Genomic DNA, 23,706 nt, shown 5'->3' on the forward strand with positions numbered 1-23,706 from the left:
GCGTCGCGCTTGGGCCCCGTACGATACCGCGGAAACCGCGGCGCGGCCGCAAATCCCCGTGTGTGGCGGGGAATGCGATCGCATCGTCCGGCTTGCCGTCGTCCGATGATTGCGGCACGGGCTGGCGGCCGCATGGCGGCATCGCGCCCGTGCCGGGCGGTTTCTACTTGCGGCTTTTCAGGAAGCTGCGCCCGTGCGCGGTGATCGACGCACCGGATCGGCCGTTCGCGGCATGGCTGACGAAGCCCGCGCCGACGAGTTCCTGCTCGACCGACCAGCCAAGCGCCGGCGCATCGCGGCCGTAGCGCACATCGGCGAGGCGCTCGAGCGCCCAGATCGCGGAGGCCGACAGGTTGGGGGTGTTGGACGTGACGTTGTCGTTCATCGCTTCCTCGGAGAGTGGTGATTCAGGATGAACGGCACGAGGCCGTGGGATCGGGCGACGCAGCGTCAGCCCGCCTGCAGCAACGGCAGCAGCGCCTGGAGCGCGGCGTCCTCGTCGGGGCCGGTGGCGAGCACCTGCGCGGACGTGCCGCCATGCATCTGTAGCGCCGCGATGGCCGTCGCGTCCTTCGCGCTGCCGCTGAGCCCGTTGGCGAGCAGCAGGATGTCGCTTTCGAAGCGGTGTGCCGCCGCGACGATCGCATCACGCGCCGCGATCGCACGGTTGCGGTTCCAGGCGGGGCCGATTTCAACGTAGACGACGGTTGCCACGATGCGGATCAGCCTTGGGGAAAGTTGCCGGAACGCCGTGCAACGGCCGGCCGGCGGCACGGCGGGACCGCGCTGAGCGCGGTTTCCCGACGGGGCGCAGGGTGTTGTACACCAGGCATCGGTGCATCATTCATCTCGAACATGTCGACATCCTCAGCGAAACCGCCATCAAGTCCGGCGAACGATCGAAAGTTGACGATTATAATACGGCAACGTGTTTATGTGTATTGCATTATAATGTCGTGTGCGCGACGTGCTGCCCGGTCGATTTGTCGACGGGGCCGTACGGCGCGCGGTCCGGCCACGCGCTTGCGTGTCCGGTATTTTTTTATCGATTGACCTGAAATCCCACCGAATGGAAGCTGCAATGAACGCCGCCCCCGCCTGCCCGCAATGCGCGATGGAAAACACCTACCCGGATGGCACGCTGACCGTGTGCGCGGACTGCGGCCACGAATGGTCGGCCGGCGCCGGCGCCGAAGCGGGCGACGAACCGGCGGGCGACGTCGTCAAGGACGCGAATGGCAACGTGCTGTCGGACGGCGATTCGGTCGTGCTGATCAAGGACTTGCGCGTGAAGGGTTCGTCGATCACGCTGAAGATGGGCACCAAGGTGAAGAGCATCCGTCTCGTCGGCGGCGATCACGAAGTCGATTGCAAGACCGACATGGGCGGCTTCATGCTGAAGGCCTGCTACCTGAAGAAGGTATGACCGCACGCGGTACGAGCGACTCTCCGATCAACCGGGCCTGTCGAGCATGAGCGAGGATCGAATTTCCTATGACGCGTTCCTGCAGTTCCTGGCGGCGCCGTTGAACGACGGCCGTCCGTTCGTGCTCGAGACCAAGCACGCGGTGTCGCTGCACTTCGACCACTTCGGCACGCAGAGCTTCATGTCGCTGAAGGATCCGGTGAGGCTCGAACTCGGCTATACGCGCGTGATGATGGGTTTCCTGCTGCTGCAGCCGGCGCCCGCGCGTATCTGCATGATCGGGCTCGGCGGTGGATCGCTGGCGAAGTACTGCTATCGGCACTTGCCCGACACGGCGATCGACGCGGTCGAGATCAATCCGGACGTGATCGCGCTGCGCGACGTGTTCAGGATTCCAGAAGACGACGCGCGCTTCGCGGTGATCTGCGCGGACGGCGCCGACTACGTCGAAAGGCCGGACGTCCAGGCGGACGTGATCCTGCACGACGCATTCGTCGCCGACGGCATGCCGGGCCGCTGCACGGGCACCGCGTTTCTCGATGCGTGCCGTGCGCGGCTGAGCGAAACGGGCGTGCTCGCGATCAACTTCATGGACGACGATCCGGCGTTGCCGCGGCATCTCGAGCAACTGCGCACGGTGTTCGACGATTCGTGTGCGCTGGTGCCGTGCGGCGACGACAACAACTTCATTGCGTTCGCGTGGAAGAACGGCAACCCGCTGCCGTCGCTGCGCATCCTGCTCGAGCGCGCGCTGGGATTCGGCTCGGCGGGCGCGCTCAAGCTGTCGTCCACCGCTCGGCGCATGAAGGCGGGGGAGCGCATCGATCCCGCGCGGCTCGTCTGGCGCGCGCGCGAACATTCACGATGGGAAATCTGCGCCTGACGGCGCCGCAGGTTTGACCGCGCCTACTTCATCCCTTACTTCACTCGCTTGCCGAGCGTGCTCTTGGTCTTGTACGTGACGCCGTGTTTGTCGAGATACTCGCGGATCAACTGACGCACGACTTGCGACGGTGTGAGGTCCTGCTCGGCGCAGAGCATTTCGAATGCTTCTTTCTTGGCGGGATCGATCAGGACGGTCAGGCGGGCGGTTTTCGTTTCCATCGGGATGGCAGGGGTGGTCGATATGTTAATCAAATTATAATCCATCCGCTTTCGGCGCCATGTCCGGATGTGTCATGCACGGGTCGTGCACCGGTTCAACGCCGGTGTACGAGCCACGTGAACAGCTCGTCGAGCATCGGTTACGATGCCGGTCGCCGGTGCGAGGTGGCTGCGCGGGCCGCAGGCCCGGGAGCCTCGAATTGCTCGAATCATATGGCAAAGATGATAACGAGATTATCATGCGCTGTTGGTTGTATTGGGCTTTAAGTACAATATCGACCGGGGCTGCCTGCTCCGGCTTGCCCGAGCGGCTCGGTCGTCCGCGCGGCCGATGATCCGGCTGCTTCCGTTTCCACGCGGCGTGCGTGCACCGTTACTGCGGCGCTGCCCGGTCGTCACTTCGTCTTTACTGCACAGCCCACTTCGCTATTCGCCTCATGACCCCGATCAAGTTCGTTCTCCGCTACACGGCGATTCCTTTCGCAGCCATCGTGGCCGTCGTGATGTGGGCAGTCGTGCCGTCGTCGAAAGAGGTCGACGCGCGCCAATATGCGGCGCTGTCGCGCGGATACGCGAGCTTTCCGCTACCGTTTCGACATGAAATCGCGGAAGCGATGGAGCAGGGCCGTATCAGCGACCGGCGTTACCAGACGCTCGTACGCGATTCGCTGGGTAATGGCGTGGCGCTGGACTGGCCGGCGTCGGGTGTTGCCGACGTCGCTGCCGAGCGGCAAAGACTGGCAGCACTGCTGAAGGCCGATTCCGGCCTGGAGGAACATCAACAATGAAGATTGCGCTGGTTTCGGTGGCTTTCGTGATGATTATCGGAAGCCTGGTTTTCGCGCTGTATTTCATGAATCACGACCGGGGCGGCAGCAAGCGGATGGCGTGGTCGCTCGCGGCGCGCGTCGGGCTGTCGATCACGCTGTTCCTGTCGCTGCTGATCGCATACCGGCTCGGGTGGATCGAGCCGACCGGGCTGCCAATCGGGCGGTGATGCGGGGCATTCGCCCTCGCCGCCGCAGCGCACGAGCTATTGCCGACTGAAGGATTGCCACTGGCTCCGTTTCAGTCTCCGCGCGATCGGCAGGCCGTCAAAATGCCGCGCAGCAGATCGATCGGCGGCGGCGGACATCCAGGAATCGTCACATCGACGGGCAGCACCGACGAAACGGGGCCGCACACTGCATAGCTGTCGGCAAAGATGCCGCCCGTGCACGCGCACTCGCCGGCTGCGACGACCAGCTTCGGCGCCGGCGTCGCCTCGTACGCGGCAAGCACGGCTGCCTTCATGTTCAGCGTGACGGGGCCGGTCACGAGCAGAAGGTCCGCATGGCGCGGGCTGGCGACGAATTTGATCCCGCGCCCTTCGATGTTGTAGTACGGGTTGTTCAGCGCATGGATCTCCAGTTCGCAGCCGTTGCACGAACCCGCGTCGATCTGCCGGATGCACAACGCGCGGCCGAGGAGGTCGAGAATGTCCTGACGAATCTGCTGCGCCTCGTGTCGCCAGGCGGCTTCGGCGGTCGGCACGGGCTCGTCGGGAAATTCAGTGCGCGCGAATTGACGGATGAGTTGCCACATCAGAGATCGTGCCCCGCGTAGTTCAGGTTGAACGATTTATTGATCAACGGGAAATCGGGAACGATGTTGCCGATGATCGCGTGCTCAAGCGCCGGCCAGTTCTGCCAGGACGGATCGTGGCAATGGCAGCGCGCGATGGCATCGCCCGACGCCGTCTCGAGCGCGACGAACACGTCGCCGCGCCAACCCTCCACCCAGCCGATTCCCCTGGATGGCGCCGCCGCGGGCGTGACGGTGGTGGCGATCGGCCCGTCCGGGAGAATCGCCAGCAGTTCGCCCATCAGGCGCAACGATTCGTCGATTTCGGCAAACCGCACGGCGACCCGCGCGGCCACGTCGCCGCGCGGGTCGCTTGCCGCCTTGACGGCCAGGTTGCCGTACGGGGCCGGCCGCAGGTTCGCGCGCACGTCGAATGTCTCGCCGCTGGCGCGGGCGGCCATGCCGCGCACGCCGAAATGTGCGACGACGTCGGCATTCAGTCGGCCGGTGCCGAGAAACCGGTCCTGCAGCCCGGACTGGTCCTCGTAGATCTTCCGCATCACGTGTACTTCGCGTGCGATGCGTTCGCATTGTTCGGTGAGCGCCGCCGCGTCCTCGGGATAAATGTCGACGGCCAGCCCGCCCGGCACGATTCGATCCATCAGGTATCGATGCCCGAAGATCCCGTCGTTGGTCCGTACCCAGTTCTCCTTGAGCCGCGAGAACTGCGCGAGACCGAACGCGAATCCGGCGTCGTTGCCGAGCGCGCCGAGGTCGCCGAGGTGATTGGCGATGCGCTCGCGTTCGAGCAGGAGGGCGCGCAGAACCAGCGCACGCGCCGGCACGGCTGTGCCGCACGCCTGCTCGAGCGCCATGCAGTAGGCCCATGAGAACGCAACGGTCGAATCGCCGGCGACCCGGCCCGCGACGCGATGGCCGTTCGACGCGGCCGTCCGTTCGAACAACCGTTCGACGCCGCGATGCACATAGCCGAGCCGCTCCTCGAGCCGCAGCACTTTCTCGCCGACGACCGAAAACCGGAAATGGCCCGGCTCGATGATGCCGGCGTGAATCGGCCCGACCGCGATTTCGTGCACGCCGTCGCCGGAAACCTGCACGAACGGATAATCCGCTTCGTTCGATTCGAACCGCTCGATTCCGGTCGCCCGCTTCTGCAGCGGAAAGTAGTCGCCGGGCCAGTTGCCGTGATTGAGCCACGGGCGCGTGTCGCGCGCATCGCGCTCGCGCAGCCCGGTCAGGTCGAAAATCGCGCGCTGCATGCGCGTTGCGGCGGGAAACACGCCCGCCAGATCGGGATAGTCGCCGTCGGGACGCGGTTCCGACCCGGTCGCGAGACGCACCCACATGACGCCGTCGTCGCATTCGTAAGCCGCGTTGACCGAAAATACGCGCTCGGGCGTTTCGCCGCCCCACATCGCGACGAGGCGGCTTCGCTCCATCCGCGCGGTATGCGCGATGTCGAGCCATCGCGCTTCGTCGACGTCAACCACGGTAGCCGGAACCTGGCCTGCTTCGTGCCCGAGGCGAGTCGAGCCGTCCGCCTGAATCAAGTCGAGTCGCATCGCTTATCCCGCCAGCATCGTTGCAGCCTGGCGATACCACATCGCCAGATAAGGCGGCACGTACAGACCCAGCATCAGGCCGAGCCCCAGATGCACGAACACCGGCAGCAGCGCCGGCCGGTGTTCGAGCGGCGTCGCCGTCGTCGTTTCGCCGAACACCATTCGCTGCACGCGCGCGAAGATCGCCGCGAACGCGACGGCGAGCCCGAGCAGCAGCAACGGCGCGGTCCACGGGAGCGCGTTCATCGCCGTCGTCAGGATCAGGAATTCGCTCGCAAACACGCCGAACGGCGGCAACCCGAGAATGGCAAGTGCGCCAAGCATCAATGCCCAACCGACCGTCGGGCTGACCTGCAGCAGCCCGCGAATGCCGTCGATCGCCTGCGTGCCGGCCTTCTGCGCGGCATGACCGACCGCGAAGAAGATCGCCGACTTGACGAGGGAATGGACCGTCATGTGCAGCAACCCGGCGAACGTCGCGATCGGGCCGCCGAGCCCGAATGCGAACGTCATCAGGCCCATATGCTCGATCGACGAGTACGAGAACAGGCGCTTCACGTCCTTCTGCCGGAACAGCGAGAACGACGCGATCAGGACCGACACGAGCCCGAACCCGACCAGCAATCGCCCAGGCAGGCCGTTGCCGAGCGCGCCGTCGGCCAGCACCTTGCAGCGCAGCACCGCATACAGCGCGACGTTCAGCAGCAGGCCGGACAGCACCGCCGAAATCGGCGTCGGACCTTCGGCGTGCGCGTCCGGCAGCCAGCTATGCATCGGCACGAGGCCGACCTTGGTGCCGTAGCCGACCAGCAGAAACACGAAGGCGATCGACACGATCGTCGGATCGAGCTGCGTCCTGATCGCGGCCAGGCTCGTCCACAACAGCGCGTCGCCGTCGGTCAGTTGCCGGCTCGCGGCAAGATACAGCAGGATCGTGCCGAACAGCGCCTGGGCGATGCCGACGCCGCACAGGATGAAGTATTTCCATGCGGCTTCGAGGCTCGCGGCGGTGCGGTAGACGCTGACGAGCAACACGGTGGCGAGCGTTGCGGCTTCCATCGCGACCCACAGCACGCCGACGTTGTCGGTCAGTAGCGCGAGCAGCATCGCGAACATGAAGAGCTGATACATGCTGTGATAGAGCCGCATGCGTGCGGCGGTCATCCGACCGCGGGCTTCCTCGATCTGCATGTAGGGCCGGGAAAACAGCGAAGTCGTCCAGCCGACGAACGCCGTGAGTGCCACGAGATAGACGTTGAGCGGATCGACGAAAAACGCGCGTCCGAATGCGAACGACGGGCCGTGCTCGACGGTGCGCGCGGCAAGCACCACCGTTGCCGCGAACGTCAGGAAGCTGAAGCCGACGTTCAGCTGGCGCGCGACCCGGCTCGGCCGCACGCAGGCGAGGCACGCCGCTCCCGCGAGCGGCAGGCCGAGCACGGCGAGCACGACGTGGGCGTCATTCATCTTTGAGTTTCTCGAGGTGATGGATGTCCAGGCTGTCGAACTGCTCGCGAATCTGGAACATGAAGACGCCCAGGATCAGGATCCCGATCAGCACGTCGAGCCCGATGCCGAGCTCGACGATCATCGGCATGCCGTTGGTCGCGGCCGCCGCCGCGAAGAACAACCCGTTTTCCATCGACAGAAAGCCGATCACCTGCGGAATGGCCTTCGCGCGCGTGATCATCGCCATGAACGACAGCAGCACGCATGCGAGCGCAATGCCGAGCGTGCCGCGTGCGACCGATGTCGCGAGCTGGCTGATCGGCGCCGCGACATTGAACGCAACGATGACGAGCACGATGCCGATCAGCAGTGTGGTCGGGATATTGATGAGCGGCTCGACGTCGGTCTTGACGTCGAGCCTGCGAACGAGCCGATACAGGAACCACGGAATCACGCCGACCTTCAGCACGAGCGTCAGCGCGGCGGACACGTACAGGTGCACGTCGTCCGTGACGAAGCCGAGGATCAGGTTCGCCGACACGAGCGCGACACCCTGCAGCGTATAGAGATGGATCAGGGACAGGATCCTGCGCTGGCTCAGCATCGCGAACGACAGCATCAGCAGCACGGCCGCGAGGAAATTGATCAGTTGTGTTGCGTAGGCGTGCATTCATGCTCCCAGCAGCAGATGGACGAGCATGCCGATCACGGCCAGCAGGAAGGCGGTCGCCAGGAATTCCGGTACCCGGAAGATGCGCATCTTCGCGTTGGCCGTTTCGACCACGGCGAGCGTCACGCCGCCTGCCGCCAGTTTGACGAAGAGCACCGGCACGGCCAGCAGCAGCGCAACCGGATCGCCCGCGTTCGCGATGCCCCAGGGCACGAACAACGCGAGACCGATGCACGAATACGCGAACAGCTTGAGGCTTGCCGCCCACTCCATCAAGGCAAGGTGCCGTCCCGAATATTCGAGGATCAGCGCCTCGTGGATCATCGTGAGTTCGAGGTGAGTGGTCGGATTGTCGACCGGCAGCCGCGCATTTTCGGCCAGCGCGACCAGCGTGAACGCGATGCCGGCGAACGCCAGGCTCGGGTAGATCGTGAGCTCGCCGCGGCCGAGTGTCGCGACGATGCTCGTCAGCAGCGTCGACTGCGTAATCAGCGAGGCAGACAGGAGCACCATCAGCAGTGCCGGCTCCGCGAGGAAGCCGATCAGCATTTCGCGGCGGGCGCCGAGCGTGCCGAACGCCGTGCCGACGTCCATCGCCGCGAGCGACAGTGTGACGCGCGCGAGCGCAAACAGGCCGACGAGCGCGATTGCATCGGCGGCGGGCGACAGCGGCAACTCGGTCGACAGGGTTGGCACGATCGCGCACGCGAGCGTCATGGCGGCCCAGACGACATAGGGCGCGCCGCGGAACACGGGGCTTGCGCCGTGCGCGATGACCGATTCCTTGTTGAACAGCTTGTGGAGCATCCGGTACGGTTGCCAGATGGACGGTGCACGCCGGTTCTGAAGCCAGGCGCGGCATTGGTTGACCCAGCCCGTGAGCAATGGCGCGGCCGCGATCGCTATCACGATTTCGAGAGTCTGCGAGATGACGCCGGACAGGGTTACCATCGTCTCACCAGCATCAGAAGCACGATCAGCACGACGAAACTGTATGTCAGGTAAACCGCGATCTTGCCCGTCTGCAGGCGGCCCGCCCAGTCGGCGATGCGTTGCGTCAGTGCCGCGATGCGCAAGTAGAGTGCGGACCAGGTGCGATCGGTCACCGACACCCGATAGGCCGGCTGTGCGTCGAATGGCGACGGTAATTGCCGCTCGATGTGCAGCAGCGGTGCGAAGATTTCGCGGATCGGTTGGCCAAATCCTTCCGCCGTATCCTGCATTCGCGCGGTCGTGAACGGAAAGCCGCAGCCCCACGGCGCCGCGCGTCGCAGCCGGCCGTGATAGAAACGCCGTACCAGCACCCACGCGAGTCCGCAGCATGCGATGAAGAACAGCATGAAAGCCGCCGGCATGTAGCTCGCGCGAGCGGCCGACACGGGCGCGAACAGCAGCCAGCCGTGATTGTCCGCGCCGACGCCGGCGCCGACCAGCGTGTGCGTGACGCGATCCAGCAGCTTGACGAACTGCGCCGGCATCAGCCCGAGCAGCACGCTGGCGGTCGCGAACCAGCAGAACGCGAGCCGTTCCCACATGTTCGCATCGCGGGCGCGGTTCAGCTTCGCTTCTCTCGGTTGCCCGAGGAATACGATGCCGAAGAACTTGACCATCGTGTAGCCGGCCAGCGCGGCCGACATGGCGATCAGCGCGGCGGCGATCGGCACGGTCATGGCGAGCACCGAATCCGGCAAGCCTGGCGCGAACAGGAAACTCTGCAGCAACAGCCATTCGGCCGCGAAGCCGCTGAGCGGCGGCAAGCCCGCGCTCGCCGCGACACCCGCGAGCACCGCCCATGCGGTCCAGGGCATGAAGCGAATCAGCCCGCCGAGCTTGCCGAGGTTGCGCTCGCCGGTGGCGTGGAGCACGGCGCCCGTGCCCAGGAACAGCAAGCTCTTGAATGCCGCGTGCGCGACGATTTGATAGAGCATCGCGGTCAGCGCGAGCGCGGACAGGCTCGTCATCCCGTATGCGCGAAACAGCACGGCAAGACCGAGCGCGACGATCATCAGGCCGACGTTGTCGATCGACGAATAGGCGAGCAGGCGTTTCATGTCGGTCTGGATGGTGCTGAACACCACGCCCAGCAGCGCGGTGCCGATGCCAAGCACGAGCAGCAGCACGCCCCACCATGCGATCTGCACGTGCAACAGGTCGAACAGGGTGCGCAGCAGGCCGTACAGACCAACTTTCAACACGAATCCGCTGAGGAGCGCCGAGACGGGTGACGGTGCCGCGGGATGGGCCTCCGGCAGCCACACATGCAGCGGGAAGATGCCGGCCTTCGCGCCGAACCCGACGAGCGCGAACAGGAAGGCGAACGATGCGGAGAAGGTATCCAGCGACTGCGCGCGCAGGTTGGCGAAGGTGTAGTCGCCGGTGCGCGCCTGCAGAATGCCGAAGCAGAGCAGCAGCGCGAGCGCGCCGACGTGCGAGATCAGGAAATACAGATATCCCGCACGGCGGATCTCGCCGATCCGGTGGTTGGTCATCACGAGAAACGTCGCGGACAGCGTCAGCGTCTCCCAGGCGACCATGAACACGTATGCGTCGTCCGCGATCAACACCAGTGCGATGCTTGCGACGCAGACGTGGTATTCGAAGCAGATCAACCCGGGCGCGGATCCTTCGCCCTTGCGGAAATAGCCGGCTGAAAAGGCGCCGATCCCCGTGCTGACGAGGCCCAGCACGAACAGGAAATAGCCGGACAAGCGGTCGAGACGCAGATGAAAGGGCAGGCCGGGAAGCCCGATCGGCAGCACGGCGGCAGACGGTTCGGCAAAGATGCCGGCGAGGCCCGCCGCGGCGGCGAACAGTCCGACCAACGCGCCGAGCGGAAAGAGGCCGTGGGCCACGAGCCGCGTGCGACGCAGCGCCCCGAGCCCCAGCGTGCCGACCGCGAGCCACGCGGCCACGGCCAGCAGGACGAAGTGGACGACCGGCACGGGTGCCATCCGGAATGTCTCCAGTACGCTCGGGTTGGACGAGGTGGTTGGAATGGCCGCTTCTCCCGCGACGTATTCCTGCCCGCATTATGACACCGAAAGGCCAATCCGGATAACAAGGTATGATAATGTCGTTATCATTAAAGTCTCATGAATCCTCGGATGGAGCGGGCGCCCGTGGCGGTTTGTCGCGGCGTTCCGGGTTCCGCCCAGGGCGTCGTTGTCCCCGATCCGGGCGAATGAGGGAAGATCCTATGCCAGCGCAGTACTTCCGAGGCCTGACGGGAAAACACCGTAGCGCGGCCGCGAACCGCCAGCTCGGGTTTTCGCTTGCCTTTGTTGCCGGAGCAACCAATGCCGGCGGTTTCCTCGCGGTCAAGCAATACACGTCGCACATGAGCGGGATCGTGTCGGCGATTGCGGATCAGACGGCACTCGGCGACATCCGGCTCGTGCTGGCCGGAGTGGGTTCGCTCGCGTCGTTTCTGGTGGGCGCCGGCTGCTCGGCGATGCTCGTCAACTGGGGGCGCCGCCGCGGCTTGCAGAGTCAGTATGTGCTGCCGTTGCTGGTCGAAGCCGCGCTGCTGCTCCTGTTCGGGCTGCTCGGCAGCCATCTCGCGCTGTGGGAAGCGTTCTTCATGCCGGTCACGGTCATCTTGCTGTGCTTCATCATGGGGCTGCAAAACGCGATGATCACAAAGCTCTCCGGAGCGGAAATCCGCACGACGCACATGACGGGCATCGTGACGGACCTCGGCATCGAACTCGGCAAACTCTTTTACTGGAACCGCTCGAATGCAGACGTGCACGCGCAGGCGGTGATCGCGAACCGCGCGAAGCTCAGGATTCACGGGACGATGCTGGCGTCGTTCTTCGTCGGGGGGCTGGCCGGCGCAATCGGCTTCAAGCATGTCGGCTACGTGTCGACCGTGCCGCTTGCCGCGGTGCTCGTCACGCTGGCGATCGTGCCCGTTGTCGACGACGTGCTTGAATATCTCTATCGGCTCGACCGCAGGTCGTGAGCGGGGCGCCGAGCGGATCAACGCGTGTGTGACGAATGTTTTCCGGTGCTGGCGGCAAGGGCCGGTGCATTATAATTGGATTAGCATATTCGCCGACTCTGTCCTGTAATGGAAACGAAAACCGCACGCTTGACCATCCTGATCGATCCCGCCAAGAAAGAAGCGTTCGACATGCTCTGCGCGGAGCAGGACCTCACACCGTCGCAAGTCGTGCGGCAGTTGATTCGCGAGTATCTCGAGGAACACGGCGTGAGCTACAAGACGAAAAGCACGCTCGGCAAGCGGGTGAAGCGAAGCGCGGGCTGAGTTCGCAAGCCGGCTAGACGTCGATTTCCCAGTGTGCATGCCCCTGCGCATGCCAGATCAACCGCTTTGGATCGAGGCGTTCTCCTTCCTTCACGCGCCGAGCGGTTGACGACAGCTTGAGTTCGCCGGCAAACGCGAACGAGCGCGCGCGTTCGGACAGCACTCGCCTCGATGGCAAACGAAGCGGCCCTTTCCAGGCGAAAGCGACGAAATTGCTGTCGTCGTCGCAGCGGACAACCGCATACGAAGGGCCGAACACGCAGCCCAGGCGCGCGATGTGAGCGGGCAGCGACGGGTCATCGTCAGCCAGATTGATCGCGAGCACTCCGGAATCGCTCAATCGCTCGCGACAGGCGGTAAAGAACGCGATATTCGCACACCGGCTCGGCATGCCTTCCGCGACGAAGGCATCCAGCAGGATCACGTCGGTGTGGACATCCTCCCGCGTCACGTACTCCGCGCCATCTGCACAGATCACCTTGAATCGAGAGTCGTCCGCAGGAATCCTGAACACGTCGCGTAGCGCGATGACTTCCGGATTGATTTCGACCGCATCGATGGTCACGCTGGGCAGATGCCGATAACAATACTTTGCCAAGGAGCCGCCGCCGAGCCCGATCATGCATATATGTCCGGCGGCTGGGTGCAGCAGCAAACATCCCATCATGGTTCGCGTATAGCCGAGCGCCAGTTCGTCGGGCGTGCGCAGCGACATGAAGCTTTGGGTGGCCTGGTGATCGAAGTGCAGTGAGATCGCGTGCTGCGTCTCCAGTACGTACGGTCGCCCGTCGTGCAGCGGGGTCGAGAGAAATTCGACGAACGCATCGTAGGATGTTCGGTCATGCTCCATGCTCGATCGATCCGGGTAGGCAAGTTGTTGGGGGTGCGTGCAGCGAACGGCAACGACAAGCGGGTTCGCCGTTGTGATCGCCGCCGACGAGATGGATGCTCTTGACCTCGGGGCCCATCTTCAACGCGATCGACGAACCCTTTACGCACAAGTCCTCGATCAGCACGACGGAATCGCCGTCCGACAGGACGGTGCCGTAAACATCCTTGACCACCCGCTCGACGGATTCGTCAGTCGATTTGATGCCGGCGCCGGCCGCCCATTCGTGACTGCAGTCCACGCATACGATCAGCGCGCCGTCCGGGGCAGAGTTCATCGCGACTTTCATTTGTCGGATTCGGGAGAGGCAGGGGAAAGCGGGCGTGCACTTTCATCACCGAGGTTGCCATCGTGCCATCGTGCCGTCGGCTCGCGGGTGCGTCCAGCTCAAAGTTTGATGTGCACCGCATTATAATGCGATACACATTTGTTTATTGCTGTCTTATAATCGCGGCTTGCCGCCGATCGCCGGAGTTGCGGGCGGATTCGCGGAGGTAGTCGACATGTTCGATCTGGATGGGGTGCTACTGCTGCCCGATCGGCGGCCCGTATTCCTGCCGGAGGTCGCGGGAAGCCGAGGGCTTATCGTTGTGGGTGTCGGACGCGGTGGCGAGCGCGGCTTCCAGATGGTTCACCGCTTCCATGATGCGGCCGAACGGCTCGCGGCTGCCGGTATCCATCTGGCCTTCGTTTATCCGAGGGAATCGGCTCGGCATGTGATGGATCCGATCTCAGTGGCCAGTGCGCGGTTCCGGCACCACCCGCGTCTGCTTCTCGATGCAGATGGCTGCTGTTTTGCGCAGGGTGTGCCCCCTCGATTGCTCAATGCCGTGTATCTGAGCAGCGAGATGAAGCGTCTCGCCGGTTTCGAGATCGACGTGCGCAATGCTGCATGGGAGACCGAGTTCCAGGCGTTTCTGATGGCCTGCCAGGTTGCCCCGTCCCACTGAATACCAGGATCTGTCTCACGGCACGCGCGAGGAATATGGCAACCGTCGTCCATTTCGAAATGGGTCCCGCATGGAGCCGGGACGATGTGAACTCCGTCCGTGATGTGCTCGTGGACATGGCGCGTCGCAGCATGTCCGCACAAGTTCTTTCCTGTATTTGCAAGCGACTTCGTCTCGCTGGGCTTTGAAGGCTGTGAGATGTCCTCCGTACACACCGAGGTCGGTGTCAGATGCGACTGGACACGCCTGAGTGCGTGTCTTGCCACATTTGAGCTCGAGACATGCAGCACCCTTGACCATGATCAAATCTTTGGAGACGCCATGAGCGACAACGAAACTTCGACGGTTCAAACTATCTCGGCCTCCGCGATCTGGGCGCTCGAGCGCCTTGCCGATATTCGTTATGGTCGCGATACGCCCGCGCTTGGCTGGTCCATTACCCGAGAACTCATTGGCGCTGGATTCGTGCGCTATCCGACGAACGGTCGAGGAAGCGTTTCGATTACGGCAGCCGGGCAGACTTTCCTGAAAAATCGGAAATAGTGCTTGTCGACGTCGCTCGGGAATCACACGGTCGCGTTGATTCAAACATCCAGGCGGAGTCGTTCATGTTGTGCGCGGTTGTGTCTGATATGGAAAGCGCCAACGTGGCAGTGCGCGGCTGCGGATTGCTGTCGCGCGCGAAGATGAAGAACGTATCGCTGCGGACATGACAAAAGGCTGAACGTGCTTTCCTTCCTGCGGTCCCTTTTTGTTCGGCGCAAGTTTCGCCGGCTTCCGGTGGTTCGTTTTCAATCCAGACCGATCGATCTTGGCATCGACGGTGCCATGCATCCGGGCTGGGAAGTCGCGATCCTGGAGGCGTCCGGCGGTACTGTCGGCGCGGCGACATACAGTCTGGCGCCACGGACCGATCGGGTCTACGTTCATCGGCTGGAAATTCTCGCGTCAATGAGGCGCCGCGGCTATGGTCTTGCCTTCCTGTCGTATTTGCATCGAACGTACCAGTTGCCTATCACCGCCATCGACGATCTACCGGAAGTCCGACCGTTCTGGCGCGCGGCGAGAACCTTTCAATCCGGAACATTGCGGGTAACGGCCGGGCAATCATCCGATGAGTTCCGCGACGAACTGCTTCAATGGCGGCATCGGCAGGCGGTCTTGCTCGCGTTGTGCCCCCAATCAAAAAAATCATCGGATTCCTAGACAAACGCGCATGCCGACCCTCGCGTAAACGGCCTTGCTCGCCGGTCATGCGCGACATAGATTGTCTTCATCGAGGTCCGATTTTCTGGAGGGGGCATGGAACTGTTCGTCGAACGCGTTGACGTTTGGGCGGCCACCATCGAGGACAAGCCGGGCGGTCTTGCGCACGTTTTGAACGCGTTGCGGGATGCTGGCGCGGATTTGCAATTCGTTGTCGCCCGGCGCGCACCGGAAGCACCAGGCAAAGGGGTCGTATTTGTCGCGCCGCTGCAGGGAGACAAGGAGATCCGCGCTGCCACGCAGGCGGGATTCAATGCCACTTCGGGCCTTCACTCCATCCGTGTGATGGGACTGGACCAAGCGGGGATCATCGCGGAGCTGACCCAGAAACTGTCGGACGGCGGGATCAATCTCCGCGGCGTATCCGCTGCCGTGCTGGGCTCGCAGTTCATTGCTTATCTCGCGCTCGACTCGCTGGCCGACGCCGAGCGGGCGATGGATATTTTGCAAAGGGCTTGACTAGCCGTTGTCTCCCGCTGCCTTTGCGTGTCTTCGCGCTTCGTCGTGCCATATGCGGCAAGTACAGTGCGAGGGCAGGAGGGATTGAATAGCTCGACGGTAATCATTCGCGGTTGAGTTTTGAATGAAAGTCGACGCATTGTGATAAGAATACTTATCCTGTCTTATTTATCCAGCATCGCCCATTGCCCCCGCTTGTCGCTTTCGTTCGCTGGTCACCGCAGGCCGGATCTTGCGGCCGTGATTCTCCGTGACGTTGCCCGTTGGCATATGACACCCCCTGAATAGCCTTGCGCCCAACGCGATCCCGGCAATGCGGGCGCGGCCGCACCATACGTCGCCTCGGCAGCGGCCATCGCGTTTCGCTGGCGATCAGAAGCAATTTGTTACAAAGAGCTGTTTTCACGCCCTCTTGAAGCGTGCGATGGGCGCCTCTATTTCGCAATCCGCCAGACATTGGCTCCGCTGCACTGCGGCGTTCCACGCGTCCCGGTACCCGCAGCCCGACTCCCTTATTGGCGATCCTTTGATCGCTCGGAAGATGGAAATGCAGATTCGTCCCCTCTACGATCGGGCGCTCGTCGATGGGGACTTTTTGCATAGTTGCCCTAACATATATCGATCGTGCGACTCACGGTCTGCGTCGGCTCCGACTTTGGCACGGTCAACGTGAGTACACCGTTATCGAACTTTGCCAACGTGCGATCGGGGGCGGCGTATTCCGGCATCGGGATCGTGCGCACGAAGCTTCCATGGGCGCGCTCCAGCCGGTAACAGCCATTTTCCTCGCTGCGTACGTCCTGCTTTTTCTCTCCGCGCAGCACGATTGCCCCGTCCTCGATGCTCACTTTCAGATCTTCGCGCTTCATTCCGGGCAGTTCGGCGGTCACGCGCAGCACCGGTCCTTCATCGACGACGTCGATGCGCGGCTGGAAGCGCGATGAACTGAAGTCGCCGAACCATCGCTCGAGCGCGCCACGGCCTGCGAACGGGTCATGAAAGAACTCCTCCACCGTACGCCACGGTTCACGTGAGAACAATCTCGGCATGTCGGGCCACGCGGCCCGCCACTGTTCGCTCGTCGGCGGGTTTTCCGGGCCTTCTCCGTCGGACTTGCGGGCAGTTCCACGAAGGAACTTGAAGGGATTCCACTTTTTCAGATCGGTATTCATGGCGTCCTCCGATTCAGCTTCAATCCGTTTCGAGCGTGGCGGCCAGTCCGTCAGGTAGCAGGCGTGCCCCGAGCTTCGACTGCTCCGGGCACGCCGCGATCGATCGGCTTCACCGCGTACCCGAGCGCACCGCACCGCGCTTCGGCCCTGCTTGTCCAGTGCTCGCCGAAACGCGTCAGATGCCAATCGGCCGACACCTCATCATTCCGTTCGATCCGGACGATGGCGATGTGGCCATCCGGTGTGGACATGCGTGTCGCGATCTGTCGAACGGGGACGATGCGGACGCATGCCCTTTACAGGACTCCTGAGCGGCATCGGACACCGGTTCCTGCCGCGCCTGGTTCGCGACGGGCGGCGGCGCTTTCCCCGCCGCCCGTGTTCCCGACCCGCCGTTGCCGAAGGGTCAGCCGGTCCTGACTTCAATGCGCCGTGGGCGAGCCTCGTCGCGACGCGGGATCGTCAGCTTCAACACCCCGTCCTGGAGGTTTGCCTCGATCTTCGACGTATCGAAGTCCGGTGACAGCGTGAACGTCCTGGCGAAGTGCGGCTCGCGGACCTCGGCATGCTGCAGGCGCAGGTTTGCCGGCGTCGGCACGACCGCCTCGGCCTCGATCGAGAGGCTGCTGTCGTGAACCTTGACGTCCAGTTTGTCCTTCGTCACGCCGGGTAGATCCGCCCACAGTGTGACGCCCTGATTGCCCTCGTAAATGTCGACGGCAGGGGTGAGGGTGATCCGGCGCGTGGCCTGCTCCGTGTCGCGACGCGTGACTGCGGACGGGGCGCGTTCAGCCAGTTGGGTCATGTCGTTCATGATCGGCTCCTGGAGTTACTGGACAGTGATGGCGCGTGGCTTGGACGACTCGCGCTTGCCGATGCTGATCGACAGGCAGCCATTTTCGTAGCGCGCCTGGACTTTGTCGGGATCGGCGGTGTCGGGCAGCTCGATGACGCGCCGGAAGGTGCCGACAAAGCGCTCCTGCGCATACGTACGCGTCTCGCTTCCAGGGTCGGGTTGTGCCGATTTGCGTTCGCCGCTGATGGTCAGCAAGCCCTTGTCGATCGATACGTCGAGTTCGGCGGCGTCGATGCCCGGGGCGAAGGCAACGATCTCGATCGACTCGTCCGTCGCGCCGACGTTGATCTGGGGAAATGCGCCCAGCCGGCTGGCGCGGATGCTGGACGGGAAGCCGCCGAAGAGTTGCGCCATCTGCTGCTGCAGGCGGTCGAACTCGCTGAAGAGGTCGGTTCCGAAGTAAAGATCGCTCATGATCGTATCCTCCTTGATGGCAATCGGGAGGCGAACGGGCCTACGCGCTCCAGTTCGCCTGCCGGACTGCCGGCAAACAAATCGAAACACGCAGCGCGCGGGATGAAACGGTTCGCGCGTCTGCCTGAGCGAAACTCAAGATAGGCATTCTGCGGAAAATTTCAAGGGGCGTCGCCGGATTTTTGGACTTGAAATTTCGGCGCTGGAACCTATCATCGCACCGGCTTGGAACTGCATGCGGAGGACGCCATGGAATTCGATACGGACTGGCTTACGCTGGGCAGGCATCGTATCCGGCTGCGCTCGACGAAGGGCTTTCCGACCGAGACGATGCGTACCGTGACCGAGGTCGTCAGGCTGGCGATCGACAACAACATGAGCGCGCGGGCGCGACTCGTCGAGATCGTCTGCCGGCAGGAAAAGACCTACGATGTGCTGGTCGGCACGACGATGGCGGAGGACAAGGCTTGTGCACCGCAACTTGAAGCCGCGGTCGCGGTCGTGCTGGGCCTGTTGCCTGACCAGATCAACATCACGGTCACGCCCGTCACGCAAAAGGAGGTCGATCTGCACTTTGGCGTGTACGAGCGGATGCTGTCGGAGAAGCTGAGTACGACGCCGCCGCTCCGCTGACCGATCTGCCTGAACCGGCGCGCCTTTTTCGATATCCGTACTCAATCACCCGTCGACCGAAGCGCGCGCCCCATCTCGGCGATCGGCATCGCCGCGATCGAATTCAGCAACCGCGTCTCCCCGGCGTCCGGGCGGGCGATTGCCCGCACGTCATCGAGCGTCTGCGCGACGTGGCGATCGAGCGGTTCGAGGAAACGCCGCAGTTCGCTGGCCGCCGCCTTGTCCCTGAGCCCGAGTGCCTGTCCGAACGCGATCAGCGCATCCGCATCGATATCGACGAACCGCGTCGCGGTGCCGAGCGGCATCGTCAGTTCGCAGTGCGGCCAGTAATCGCCGCGATGGTCGGGCCGGTGCGTCGGCGTGTGATACACGACCGTGCTGACGATGTCGTAGAACGGCGCGAGCCGGTAACCACGCGCGTCGACGAAGAACGACAGGTTCTTCAGGTGCGCATCGGCATTGCCGACCACCACGTTGAACACGGTCCAGCGGAACACCGACAGACGCGCCAGCGCGCGCGTGCTGGTGCGGTCGATCGCGCGGGCAAGCTCCTGCGCATTCGCGCGCTGGTACTTGAAGCCGCGGTCGTAGTTGAGCAGCTGCATTGCGTCGATCGTATGCACGCGCCCGGCCGGCGCCGACGCGACGTCGCGGTCGAACCGGTCGATCACGTAGCACGCCGACGGCGCGCGCAGGAAGTGCACGTCGGGCACGTCGAGGCCCATCTTCTTCGCGAGCTTCATGCAAAAGAATTCGTTGATCGCCGAGTGCGGGTAGCCGGCCGCGCGCATGTCCGGCTTGAGCAGGTGCATCGACGGCTCGCTGCCGACCGGCTCGTACAGCGCGTAGTCGGGTGCGTCGCCGCGCAGCACCACCAGCAGCTTCTGCTGCGCGCCGGCCGCCGACATGCGCTTGGGCGCGGTGGCCGTCAGTGCACGCTCGGGCATCGCCTGGATCCGGCGTTCGAGCTCGTCGAGCGGCAGCGGCTGCAGGCTGCCGGGCGCTTCCTGTTCACCGTCGGCCAGCAGCGTCAGCGCGCCGGCCGATTCGCGCCCGAAGTACGCGAGCAGGCCCCACGCGTCGGCGGCATCGACCTTTGCCTCGCGCGCGAGCGACGTGCGCATGCCTTCCTCCGGCAGCAGGTTGTCGAAGAACCACTGGACCGGGCGATCGGTCGACGTATCGGTGAAGGTGCCCGCGCGCAGCGCGAACGCCGGCGACAGCGGATAGGCGGTCGGGGATGCGAGCCATTGCGGGTCGTACGCGAACGACCAGATGCCTTTGTCGTCGGTCAGCGTGCCCATGCGCTCGCCGTTGGCGGAGGCGATCAGCGTTCTAGCCGCCATGATTGCTCCTGCGGCGTTGCGAGGCCTTCAACGCGGTGGCTTCCGAAATCTCGACCGACGACTCGGCGTACAGGCGCACGCCCAGTTCGCCGAGCAGCATCATGACCTTGCCGATTTGCGCGGTCGGCTTTCCGGCTTCCACCTGGCTGATGAATTTCGGCGACAGCCCGGTCGCGTTCGCGAGTTCGTCGCGCGTGAACCCCTGCTGGAGCCGCGCCGCGCGGATGAGGTGGGCGAGCGCGCCGATCGTGTCGACGGACTGGGATTCCGACATGACGTTCTCCGTGCTCCGTATCTGATCGGGAACAGTATTGCACAACTGGTCGGCTGAAGCATTACTTCGTATCCGTGCAGGAACGGAGATGCGGGGAAATGACTTGAGACCTCATTTCGTACCCGATCGGGAACAGAAGCTACTGGAGCTGCCTGTTGAAATCATCTCCGTATCCAGTCGGATACGAAAAAGAGGGCTCGGCGTTGTGCTGATCGCATGCGCAGGTGACCGGCCAGGCCGGCGAGGGTGCATGGAGCCGGCGACGGTCACGGTCAGCGAGCCAACGTTCGTCGTCGACGGCCGGCGCCGCGCGCGTCCGTCGTTCCGCCAACAGATCGGGCCCGAACCTTGCGCCCCGCAAGCGCCGCGACGCGTCACGCAATGACGGACTTGAATGGAGGCGCGCATGGAGCCCATGCCGGTCGTACTTCAGTGGGATGCGGTCCTCGTCAGGATCGCCCTCGCGCTGGTCGCGGGCGGGCTGATCGGCCTCGATCGCAGCGAATCCGGCAAGACGGCCGGGCTGCGCACGACGATCCTCGTCTGCCTTGCCGCGTGCCTGGCGATGCTTCAGGTCAATGCATTGCTGCTGCAGGCCGGCAAGCCGGAGGGCGCGTTCTCGGTGCTCGACCTGATGCGCCTGCCGCTCGGCATCCTGACCGGGATGGGCTTCATCGGCGGCGGCGCGATTCTCCATCGCGACGGCCTCGTATCCGGCGTCACCACGGCCGCGACGCTGTGGTTCGTGACGGTGGTCGGTCTGTGCATCGGCGGCGGCCAGCTGTCGCTTGGCGCGCTCGGGCTCGTGCTCGGACTCCTGGTCGTATGGCCGCTGCGGTTGGTCGAGCAGCGCGTACGGAGCGTCAGGACGGCACTGCTCACGATCGAATACGAACTCGGCTCGCCGACGCGCGACCGCCTGACGACCGGGCTGCGGGACGCAGGCTTCGCGTGCCGCACGCGCGGTTTTCGCGAAACGGCCGCGCGTGCCGTGCGCGAGGAGGAACTGCTCGTAACGTGGCGCGAACCGACCAACGCCGATGCGATGCTGCCTCGACTGATCCGGATCGCCGAATTGGCAGACCTGACTTCGATCCGCTGTTCCGCGGAGAACTGAGCCGCACGGTGCCTTCCGGGCGTCGGCTGGTCGCGCGGCCCGTGGCCCGTTCAGCGTCCGGCTTCCGGCTCGGCGCCGTCGTGCGCATCGCCGTTCGTTCCGGGCGGGCTCATCGCGAGATGAAGCGCGGCCGGGTCGACCGGTTTCACGAAATGCTGCAGAAACCCGGTCGCGAGACAACGTTCGCGATCCGCGTTGCGGCCATAGCCGGTCAGCGCGAGAAAGATGCACGGCGTGACTTCGTTGATCGCCTTCAGCCGCCTCAGCAACTCGTAGCCGTCCATCACAGGCAGCCCGATGTCGAGGATCGCGACGTCGGGACGGTAAGCGCGGTACGCGGCCAGCGCGGTCACCGGGTCGTGCACGACGGCGACTTCGTGGCCTGCCTCGCGCAGCCATTGCGCGAGCGTCGACGCGGCATCCTCGTTGTCGTCGACCAGCATCACGCGCCGGCCGGTGCGGCCCGGCGCCATGTCGCGGATGCCGAGCGGCGGCTGCGGCGCGGCGATCGCCAAGGCTTTCGGCCGGTACTCGGGCAGCGAGATCGTAAACGTGCTGCCGCAGCCGGGGCCGGCGCTGTCCGCGCGCACCGTGCCGCCGTGCAGGGTCACGAGACTGCGCACGAGCGCGAGGCCGATACCGAGGCCGCCGTGCGCCTGCTTCGCGTCGCCGTCGAGCCGGTAGAACGGCTCGAAGATGCTGTCGAGGCGGTCGCGCGGAATGCCGGCGCCGTTGTCGCATACCTCGACGAGCGCGGTGCCGTCTGAACCGTGGGCCGCGCGCACCGTGATGTCGCCGCCCGGCAGCGTGTATTTCGCCGCGTTGGTCAGCAGGTTCGCGATGACCTGCGACAGCCGCACCGGGTCGCCGTGGCAGCGCGCGTCCGGATCGGCGTCGACATGCAGGCGGTGACGGCGCTGCTCGAGCAGCGGGCTCGCGACCTCGACCGCATGGTCGACGATGTCGGCGAGCTGCACGACTTCCTTCTTCAGCGTGATCTTGCCGCGCGTGATGCGCGACACGTCGAGCAGGTCGTCGATCAGCCGGACCATGTGATCGAGCTGCCGCTGGATGATCGCGATCTCGTTCGGCGTCGCGTGGCCGTCGCGGTTGCGGATCAGCTCCAGCGCGAGCGAGATCGGCGTCAGCGGATTGCGCAGCTCATGGCCGAGCACCGCGAGAAACTGGTCCTTTGCCTGATTCGCGTCGCGCAGTTCGCCGAGCAGCCGGTCGCGTTCGGCATTCGCGGCGACGAGCTTCTCGCGCGCGGCGACGTGCTCGGTCACCTCGACCGCGCTGACGATCACGCCAAGCCCGTCGGCAAGCGGCTGCGGATTGAAATGCAGCCGGTACACGCGGGCCCCGTCCGGCTCGGGACGGTCGCGGTGCTCGGCGATCGTCGTCGAGCGGCCCTGCGCGCGGGCGGTTTCGAGCGCGCGCACGATCGCCGGCGTATCGCCGCCGGGCAGCACGGCCGTCAGCGGCTGGTCGACGATGTCGGTCCGGCCGCACAGCGCCGAGAAGCGGTGATTCGCGAGCACGATCCGGTGCGCGGCGCCCGACAGCAGCGCGATCGGCAACGGCGCGTGCATCAGAACGCCGTTGCGTTGCTGTTCGGCGTCCTCGCGACGGCGGATTTCATCGCTCAGCGCGCGCGAGCGCTGTTGCGACAGCGCCAGCGTCAGGTGCAACTCGTTCTCGTCGTTGCGCAGCGATGCGGTGGGCAGGATGCGGCGATGCAGCGCGCAGACATGGCGGAACGTCTCCGACTGCTCGGTGCTGGGAAACACGTCGACCGGATAGCCGCAGTAAAGCGAGAAGCGGTGTTGCTCGACCAGTTCGTTCCATAGCGCTTCGAGCCGCAGCGCACCGGCGTACCGCTGCTGCGCGCACAGCAGCGCGACCATTTCGCCGAACGCATGCACGGGGCGGCCGGCGCGGACCGCCGCTTCGACGATCGTGCCGATCGAGCGGCGAAAGCGCGCGGGGTCGGGGAGGTTGCCGTCCATGAAGCTGTCGAGCAGCGTCTGCGCGCTCGACATGAAGATGCGCTCGCGGGCCGCGTCGCCGATCGACGCATCGAGCGTACGCAGGCGTTCGTGCACCGCCGCAAGGCAATCGGGTCGCGCGATCACGATCGCGCTGCCGCCCACGCGCAGCGCCTCGGCCGCGAACAGTGCGACTTCCGACACGAGCTGCGCATCGGACTCGTAGAACTGGACGAAGTGATCGGCCCGCATCGGTGCCGATTCCAGCAGGGGAGGC

30 protein-coding genes are annotated in these 23,706 nt (G+C 64.5%); 12 read left to right on the forward strand and 18 right to left on the reverse strand.

Features of this window, described 5'->3' with window-relative positions:
* Positions 1-163: 163 nt before the first annotated feature.
* The gene (locus tag WS45_RS17090) at positions 164-385 is read right to left on the reverse strand and encodes a hypothetical protein (protein WP_059536799.1); all 222 of its coding nucleotides are present in this window, start codon (positions 383-385) and stop codon (positions 164-166) included.
* Positions 386-450: 65 nt separating this feature from the next.
* Positions 451-714: an HPr family phosphocarrier protein gene (locus WS45_RS17095; protein ID WP_059536796.1), complete on the reverse strand. Its 264-nt coding sequence runs from the start codon at positions 712-714 to the stop codon at positions 451-453.
* A 367-nt stretch (positions 715-1,081) separates the two neighbouring features.
* On the opposite strand from WS45_RS17095, the gene WS45_RS17100 reads away from it, so the two are divergent.
* Complete coding sequence (locus WS45_RS17100) at positions 1,082-1,426, forward strand: zinc ribbon domain-containing protein YjdM (protein ID WP_031401187.1); 345 nt, start codon at positions 1,082-1,084, stop codon at positions 1,424-1,426.
* 46 nt (positions 1,427-1,472) lie between these two features.
* Positions 1,473-2,309 (forward strand): hypothetical protein, encoded by an 837-nt coding sequence (locus WS45_RS17105; protein ID WP_059700845.1) that lies wholly within the window; start codon positions 1,473-1,475, stop codon positions 2,307-2,309.
* 35 nt (positions 2,310-2,344) lie between these two features.
* On the opposite strand, the gene WS45_RS17110 is transcribed toward WS45_RS17105, so the two are convergent.
* Positions 2,345-2,530 carry a ribbon-helix-helix protein, CopG family gene (locus WS45_RS17110; protein WP_059680929.1) on the reverse strand — a complete coding sequence of 62 codons (186 nt, stop codon included), beginning with the start codon at positions 2,528-2,530 and terminating at the stop codon, positions 2,345-2,347.
* A 437-nt stretch (positions 2,531-2,967) separates the two neighbouring features.
* On the opposite strand from WS45_RS17110, the gene WS45_RS17115 reads away from it, so the two are divergent.
* Complete coding sequence (locus tag WS45_RS17115) at positions 2,968-3,318, forward strand: hypothetical protein (protein ID WP_059536789.1); 351 nt, start codon at positions 2,968-2,970, stop codon at positions 3,316-3,318.
* Complete coding sequence (locus WS45_RS17120; RefSeq protein WP_059511443.1) at positions 3,315-3,527, forward strand: DUF2909 domain-containing protein; 213 nt, start codon at positions 3,315-3,317, stop codon at positions 3,525-3,527. Before WS45_RS17115 ends, WS45_RS17120 begins: the two co-directional genes overlap by 4 nt.
* Before the next feature lie 71 nt (positions 3,528-3,598).
* Here the strand turns inward: WS45_RS17120 and WS45_RS17125 are convergent, their stop codons facing one another.
* The 6 genes from WS45_RS17125 to hyfB are packed head-to-tail and all read right to left on the reverse strand — an operon-like array spanning position 3,599 to position 10,746.
* On the reverse strand, positions 3,599-4,114 hold the full coding sequence (locus tag WS45_RS17125) for an NADH-quinone oxidoreductase subunit B family protein (RefSeq protein WP_059700846.1): 516 nt from the start codon (positions 4,112-4,114) through the stop codon (positions 3,599-3,601).
* Complete coding sequence (locus WS45_RS17130; protein ID WP_059700847.1) at positions 4,114-5,676, reverse strand: hydrogenase large subunit; 1,563 nt, start codon at positions 5,674-5,676, stop codon at positions 4,114-4,116. The genes WS45_RS17125 and WS45_RS17130 overlap by 1 nt, the downstream gene beginning before the upstream one ends.
* Positions 5,677-5,679: 3 nt before the next feature.
* A complete protein-coding gene (locus WS45_RS17135) occupies positions 5,680-7,143 on the reverse strand; it encodes a hydrogenase 4 subunit F (RefSeq protein ID WP_059693003.1) in 1,464 nt (487 codons plus the stop codon).
* Complete coding sequence (locus WS45_RS17140) at positions 7,136-7,795, reverse strand: hypothetical protein (protein ID WP_059536774.1); 660 nt, start codon at positions 7,793-7,795, stop codon at positions 7,136-7,138. The genes WS45_RS17135 and WS45_RS17140 overlap by 8 nt, the downstream gene beginning before the upstream one ends.
* Complete coding sequence (locus WS45_RS17145; RefSeq protein ID WP_059536771.1) at positions 7,796-8,746, reverse strand: respiratory chain complex I subunit 1 family protein; 951 nt, start codon at positions 8,744-8,746, stop codon at positions 7,796-7,798.
* Positions 8,740-10,746 carry a hydrogenase 4 subunit B gene (gene hyfB, locus WS45_RS17150; RefSeq protein WP_059700848.1) on the reverse strand — a complete coding sequence of 669 codons (2,007 nt, stop codon included), beginning with the start codon at positions 10,744-10,746 and terminating at the stop codon, positions 8,740-8,742. Before hyfB ends, WS45_RS17145 begins: the two co-directional genes overlap by 7 nt.
* 245 nt (positions 10,747-10,991) lie before the next feature.
* On the opposite strand from hyfB, the gene WS45_RS17155 reads away from it, so the two are divergent.
* Both WS45_RS17155 and WS45_RS17160 read left to right on the forward strand, forming a co-directional pair.
* Complete coding sequence (locus WS45_RS17155) at positions 10,992-11,759, forward strand: YoaK family protein (RefSeq protein ID WP_059536764.1); 768 nt, start codon at positions 10,992-10,994, stop codon at positions 11,757-11,759.
* Positions 11,760-11,867: 108 nt separating this feature from the next.
* Entirely contained in the window at positions 11,868-12,065 is a 198-nt protein-coding gene (locus WS45_RS17160) for a ribbon-helix-helix protein, CopG family (protein WP_059536760.1), read from the forward strand.
* A gap of 13 nt (positions 12,066-12,078) precedes the next feature.
* Here WS45_RS17160 and WS45_RS17165 read toward each other — a convergent pair whose 3' ends face one another.
* A complete protein-coding gene (locus WS45_RS17165) occupies positions 12,079-12,915 on the reverse strand; it encodes a hypothetical protein (RefSeq protein ID WP_059700849.1) in 837 nt (278 codons plus the stop codon).
* Complete coding sequence (locus tag WS45_RS17170) at positions 12,905-13,243, reverse strand: alkylphosphonate utilization protein (RefSeq protein WP_063896542.1); 339 nt, start codon at positions 13,241-13,243, stop codon at positions 12,905-12,907. Before WS45_RS17170 ends, WS45_RS17165 begins: the two co-directional genes overlap by 11 nt.
* Positions 13,244-13,457: 214 nt before the next feature.
* Between WS45_RS17170 and WS45_RS17175 the strand changes: the two genes are divergently transcribed.
* The 4 genes from WS45_RS17175 to WS45_RS17185 all read left to right on the forward strand — a co-directional run bounded on the left by WS45_RS17175 (position 13,458) and on the right by WS45_RS17185 (position 15,629).
* Positions 13,458-13,904 carry a hypothetical protein gene (locus WS45_RS17175; RefSeq protein WP_059700850.1) on the forward strand — a complete coding sequence of 149 codons (447 nt, stop codon included), beginning with the start codon at positions 13,458-13,460 and terminating at the stop codon, positions 13,902-13,904.
* A 321-nt stretch (positions 13,905-14,225) separates the two neighbouring features.
* A complete protein-coding gene (locus WS45_RS33665; RefSeq protein WP_082721967.1) occupies positions 14,226-14,447 on the forward strand; it encodes a hypothetical protein in 222 nt (73 codons plus the stop codon).
* 183 nt (positions 14,448-14,630) lie between these two features.
* Positions 14,631-15,110, forward strand: coding sequence for a hypothetical protein (locus tag WS45_RS36170; protein WP_257140483.1), 480 nt, complete (start codon positions 14,631-14,633; stop codon positions 15,108-15,110).
* 96 nt (positions 15,111-15,206) lie between these two features.
* Entirely contained in the window at positions 15,207-15,629 is a 423-nt protein-coding gene (locus tag WS45_RS17185; RefSeq protein ID WP_059536754.1) for an amino acid-binding protein, read from the forward strand.
* A 608-nt stretch (positions 15,630-16,237) separates the two neighbouring features.
* Here WS45_RS17185 and WS45_RS17190 read toward each other — a convergent pair.
* The 4 genes from WS45_RS17190 to WS45_RS17205 form a co-directional block, all read right to left on the reverse strand.
* Positions 16,238-16,801 carry an Hsp20/alpha crystallin family protein gene (locus WS45_RS17190; RefSeq protein WP_059536746.1) on the reverse strand — a complete coding sequence of 188 codons (564 nt, stop codon included), beginning with the start codon at positions 16,799-16,801 and terminating at the stop codon, positions 16,238-16,240.
* 50 nt (positions 16,802-16,851) lie between these two features.
* Positions 16,852-17,052 (reverse strand): hypothetical protein, encoded by a 201-nt coding sequence (locus tag WS45_RS17195; protein WP_257140484.1) that lies wholly within the window; start codon positions 17,050-17,052, stop codon positions 16,852-16,854.
* Positions 17,053-17,207: 155 nt separating this feature from the next.
* Positions 17,208-17,615 carry an Hsp20/alpha crystallin family protein gene (locus WS45_RS17200; protein ID WP_059536744.1) on the reverse strand — a complete coding sequence of 136 codons (408 nt, stop codon included), beginning with the start codon at positions 17,613-17,615 and terminating at the stop codon, positions 17,208-17,210.
* A gap of 15 nt (positions 17,616-17,630) precedes the next feature.
* Positions 17,631-18,071, reverse strand: a complete 441-nt coding sequence (locus WS45_RS17205) for an Hsp20/alpha crystallin family protein (RefSeq protein ID WP_059700852.1) — start codon at positions 18,069-18,071, stop codon at positions 17,631-17,633.
* A gap of 249 nt (positions 18,072-18,320) precedes the next feature.
* Here WS45_RS17205 and WS45_RS17210 point away from each other — a divergent pair, with 249 nt between their 5' ends.
* On the forward strand, positions 18,321-18,704 hold the full coding sequence (locus WS45_RS17210; RefSeq protein WP_059537393.1) for a hypothetical protein: 384 nt from the start codon (positions 18,321-18,323) through the stop codon (positions 18,702-18,704).
* A 41-nt stretch (positions 18,705-18,745) separates the two neighbouring features.
* Here the strand turns inward: WS45_RS17210 and WS45_RS17215 are convergent, their stop codons facing one another.
* Together WS45_RS17215 and WS45_RS17220 are read right to left on the reverse strand one after the other, a co-directional pair.
* Positions 18,746-20,050 carry a HipA domain-containing protein gene (locus WS45_RS17215; RefSeq protein ID WP_059700853.1) on the reverse strand — a complete coding sequence of 435 codons (1,305 nt, stop codon included), beginning with the start codon at positions 20,048-20,050 and terminating at the stop codon, positions 18,746-18,748.
* A complete protein-coding gene (locus tag WS45_RS17220) occupies positions 20,040-20,324 on the reverse strand; it encodes a helix-turn-helix domain-containing protein (protein ID WP_059700854.1) in 285 nt (94 codons plus the stop codon). The genes WS45_RS17215 and WS45_RS17220 overlap by 11 nt, the downstream gene beginning before the upstream one ends.
* Before the next feature lie 406 nt (positions 20,325-20,730).
* Here WS45_RS17220 and WS45_RS17225 point away from each other — a divergent pair, with 406 nt between their 5' ends.
* Entirely contained in the window at positions 20,731-21,441 is a 711-nt protein-coding gene (locus WS45_RS17225) for an MgtC/SapB family protein (protein ID WP_059701024.1), read from the forward strand.
* A gap of 50 nt (positions 21,442-21,491) precedes the next feature.
* On the opposite strand, the gene WS45_RS17230 is transcribed toward WS45_RS17225, so the two are convergent.
* The gene (locus WS45_RS17230; RefSeq protein ID WP_059700855.1) at positions 21,492-23,681 is read right to left on the reverse strand and encodes a hybrid sensor histidine kinase/response regulator; all 2,190 of its coding nucleotides are present in this window, start codon (positions 23,679-23,681) and stop codon (positions 21,492-21,494) included.
* Between the last annotated feature and the right edge of the window lie 25 nt (positions 23,682-23,706).

Source organism: Burkholderia sp. RF2-non_BP3, assembly GCF_001522185.1.
GTDB classification, from domain to species: Bacteria; Pseudomonadota; Gammaproteobacteria; order Burkholderiales; family Burkholderiaceae; genus Burkholderia; species Burkholderia diffusa.

Bases quoted from the DNA above. Each gene is read 5' to 3' on its own strand.
- WS45_RS17090 (WP_059536799.1), bottom strand. From the start codon at position 385: ATGAACGACAACGTCACGTCCAACACCCCCAACCTGTCGGCCTCCGCG.
- WS45_RS17100 (WP_031401187.1), top strand. From the start codon at position 1,082: ATGAACGCCGCCCCCGCCTGCCCGCAATGCGCGATGGAAAACACCTAC.
- WS45_RS17105 (WP_059700845.1), top strand. From the start codon at position 1,473: ATGAGCGAGGATCGAATTTCCTATGACGCGTTCCTGCAGTTCCTGGCG.
- WS45_RS17110 (WP_059680929.1), bottom strand. From the start codon at position 2,530: ATGGAAACGAAAACCGCCCGCCTGACCGTCCTGATCGATCCCGCCAAG.
- WS45_RS17115 (WP_059536789.1), top strand. From the start codon at position 2,968: ATGACCCCGATCAAGTTCGTTCTCCGCTACACGGCGATTCCTTTCGCA.
- WS45_RS17120 (WP_059511443.1), top strand. From the start codon at position 3,315: ATGAAGATTGCGCTGGTTTCGGTGGCTTTCGTGATGATTATCGGAAGC.
- WS45_RS17125 (WP_059700846.1), bottom strand. From the start codon at position 4,114: ATGTGGCAACTCATCCGTCAATTCGCGCGCACTGAATTTCCCGACGAG.
- WS45_RS17130 (WP_059700847.1), bottom strand. From the start codon at position 5,676: ATGCGACTCGACTTGATTCAGGCGGACGGCTCGACTCGCCTCGGGCAC.
- WS45_RS17135 (WP_059693003.1), bottom strand. From the start codon at position 7,143: ATGAATGACGCCCACGTCGTGCTCGCCGTGCTCGGCCTGCCGCTCGCG.
- WS45_RS17140 (WP_059536774.1), bottom strand. From the start codon at position 7,795: ATGCACGCCTACGCAACACAACTGATCAATTTCCTCGCGGCCGTGCTG.
- WS45_RS17145 (WP_059536771.1), bottom strand. From the start codon at position 8,746: ATGGTAACCCTGTCCGGCGTCATCTCGCAGACTCTCGAAATCGTGATA.
- hyfB (WP_059700848.1), bottom strand. From the start codon at position 10,746: ATGGCACCCGTGCCGGTCGTCCACTTCGTCCTGCTGGCCGTGGCCGCG.
- WS45_RS17155 (WP_059536764.1), top strand. From the start codon at position 10,992: ATGCCAGCGCAGTACTTCCGAGGCCTGACGGGAAAACACCGTAGCGCG.
- WS45_RS17160 (WP_059536760.1), top strand. From the start codon at position 11,868: ATGGAAACGAAAACCGCACGCTTGACCATCCTGATCGATCCCGCCAAG.
- WS45_RS17165 (WP_059700849.1), bottom strand. From the start codon at position 12,915: ATGGAGCATGACCGAACATCCTACGATGCGTTCGTCGAATTTCTCTCG.
- WS45_RS17170 (WP_063896542.1), bottom strand. From the start codon at position 13,243: ATGAAAGTCGCGATGAACTCTGCCCCGGACGGCGCGCTGATCGTATGC.
- WS45_RS17175 (WP_059700850.1), top strand. From the start codon at position 13,458: ATGTTCGATCTGGATGGGGTGCTACTGCTGCCCGATCGGCGGCCCGTA.
- WS45_RS33665 (WP_082721967.1), top strand. From the start codon at position 14,226: ATGAGCGACAACGAAACTTCGACGGTTCAAACTATCTCGGCCTCCGCG.
- WS45_RS17185 (WP_059536754.1), top strand. From the start codon at position 15,207: ATGGAACTGTTCGTCGAACGCGTTGACGTTTGGGCGGCCACCATCGAG.
- WS45_RS17190 (WP_059536746.1), bottom strand. From the start codon at position 16,801: ATGAATACCGATCTGAAAAAGTGGAATCCCTTCAAGTTCCTTCGTGGA.
- WS45_RS17195 (WP_257140484.1), bottom strand. From the start codon at position 17,052: ATGTCCACACCGGATGGCCACATCGCCATCGTCCGGATCGAACGGAAT.
- WS45_RS17200 (WP_059536744.1), bottom strand. From the start codon at position 17,615: ATGAACGACATGACCCAACTGGCTGAACGCGCCCCGTCCGCAGTCACG.
- WS45_RS17205 (WP_059700852.1), bottom strand. From the start codon at position 18,071: ATGAGCGATCTTTACTTCGGAACCGACCTCTTCAGCGAGTTCGACCGC.
- WS45_RS17210 (WP_059537393.1), top strand. From the start codon at position 18,321: ATGGAATTCGATACGGACTGGCTTACGCTGGGCAGGCATCGTATCCGG.
- WS45_RS17215 (WP_059700853.1), bottom strand. From the start codon at position 20,050: ATGGCGGCTAGAACGCTGATCGCCTCCGCCAACGGCGAGCGCATGGGC.
- WS45_RS17220 (WP_059700854.1), bottom strand. From the start codon at position 20,324: ATGTCGGAATCCCAGTCCGTCGACACGATCGGCGCGCTCGCCCACCTC.
- WS45_RS17225 (WP_059701024.1), top strand. From the start codon at position 20,731: ATGGAGCCCATGCCGGTCGTACTTCAGTGGGATGCGGTCCTCGTCAGG.
- WS45_RS17230 (WP_059700855.1), bottom strand. From the start codon at position 23,681: ATGCGGGCCGATCACTTCGTCCAGTTCTACGAGTCCGATGCGCAGCTC.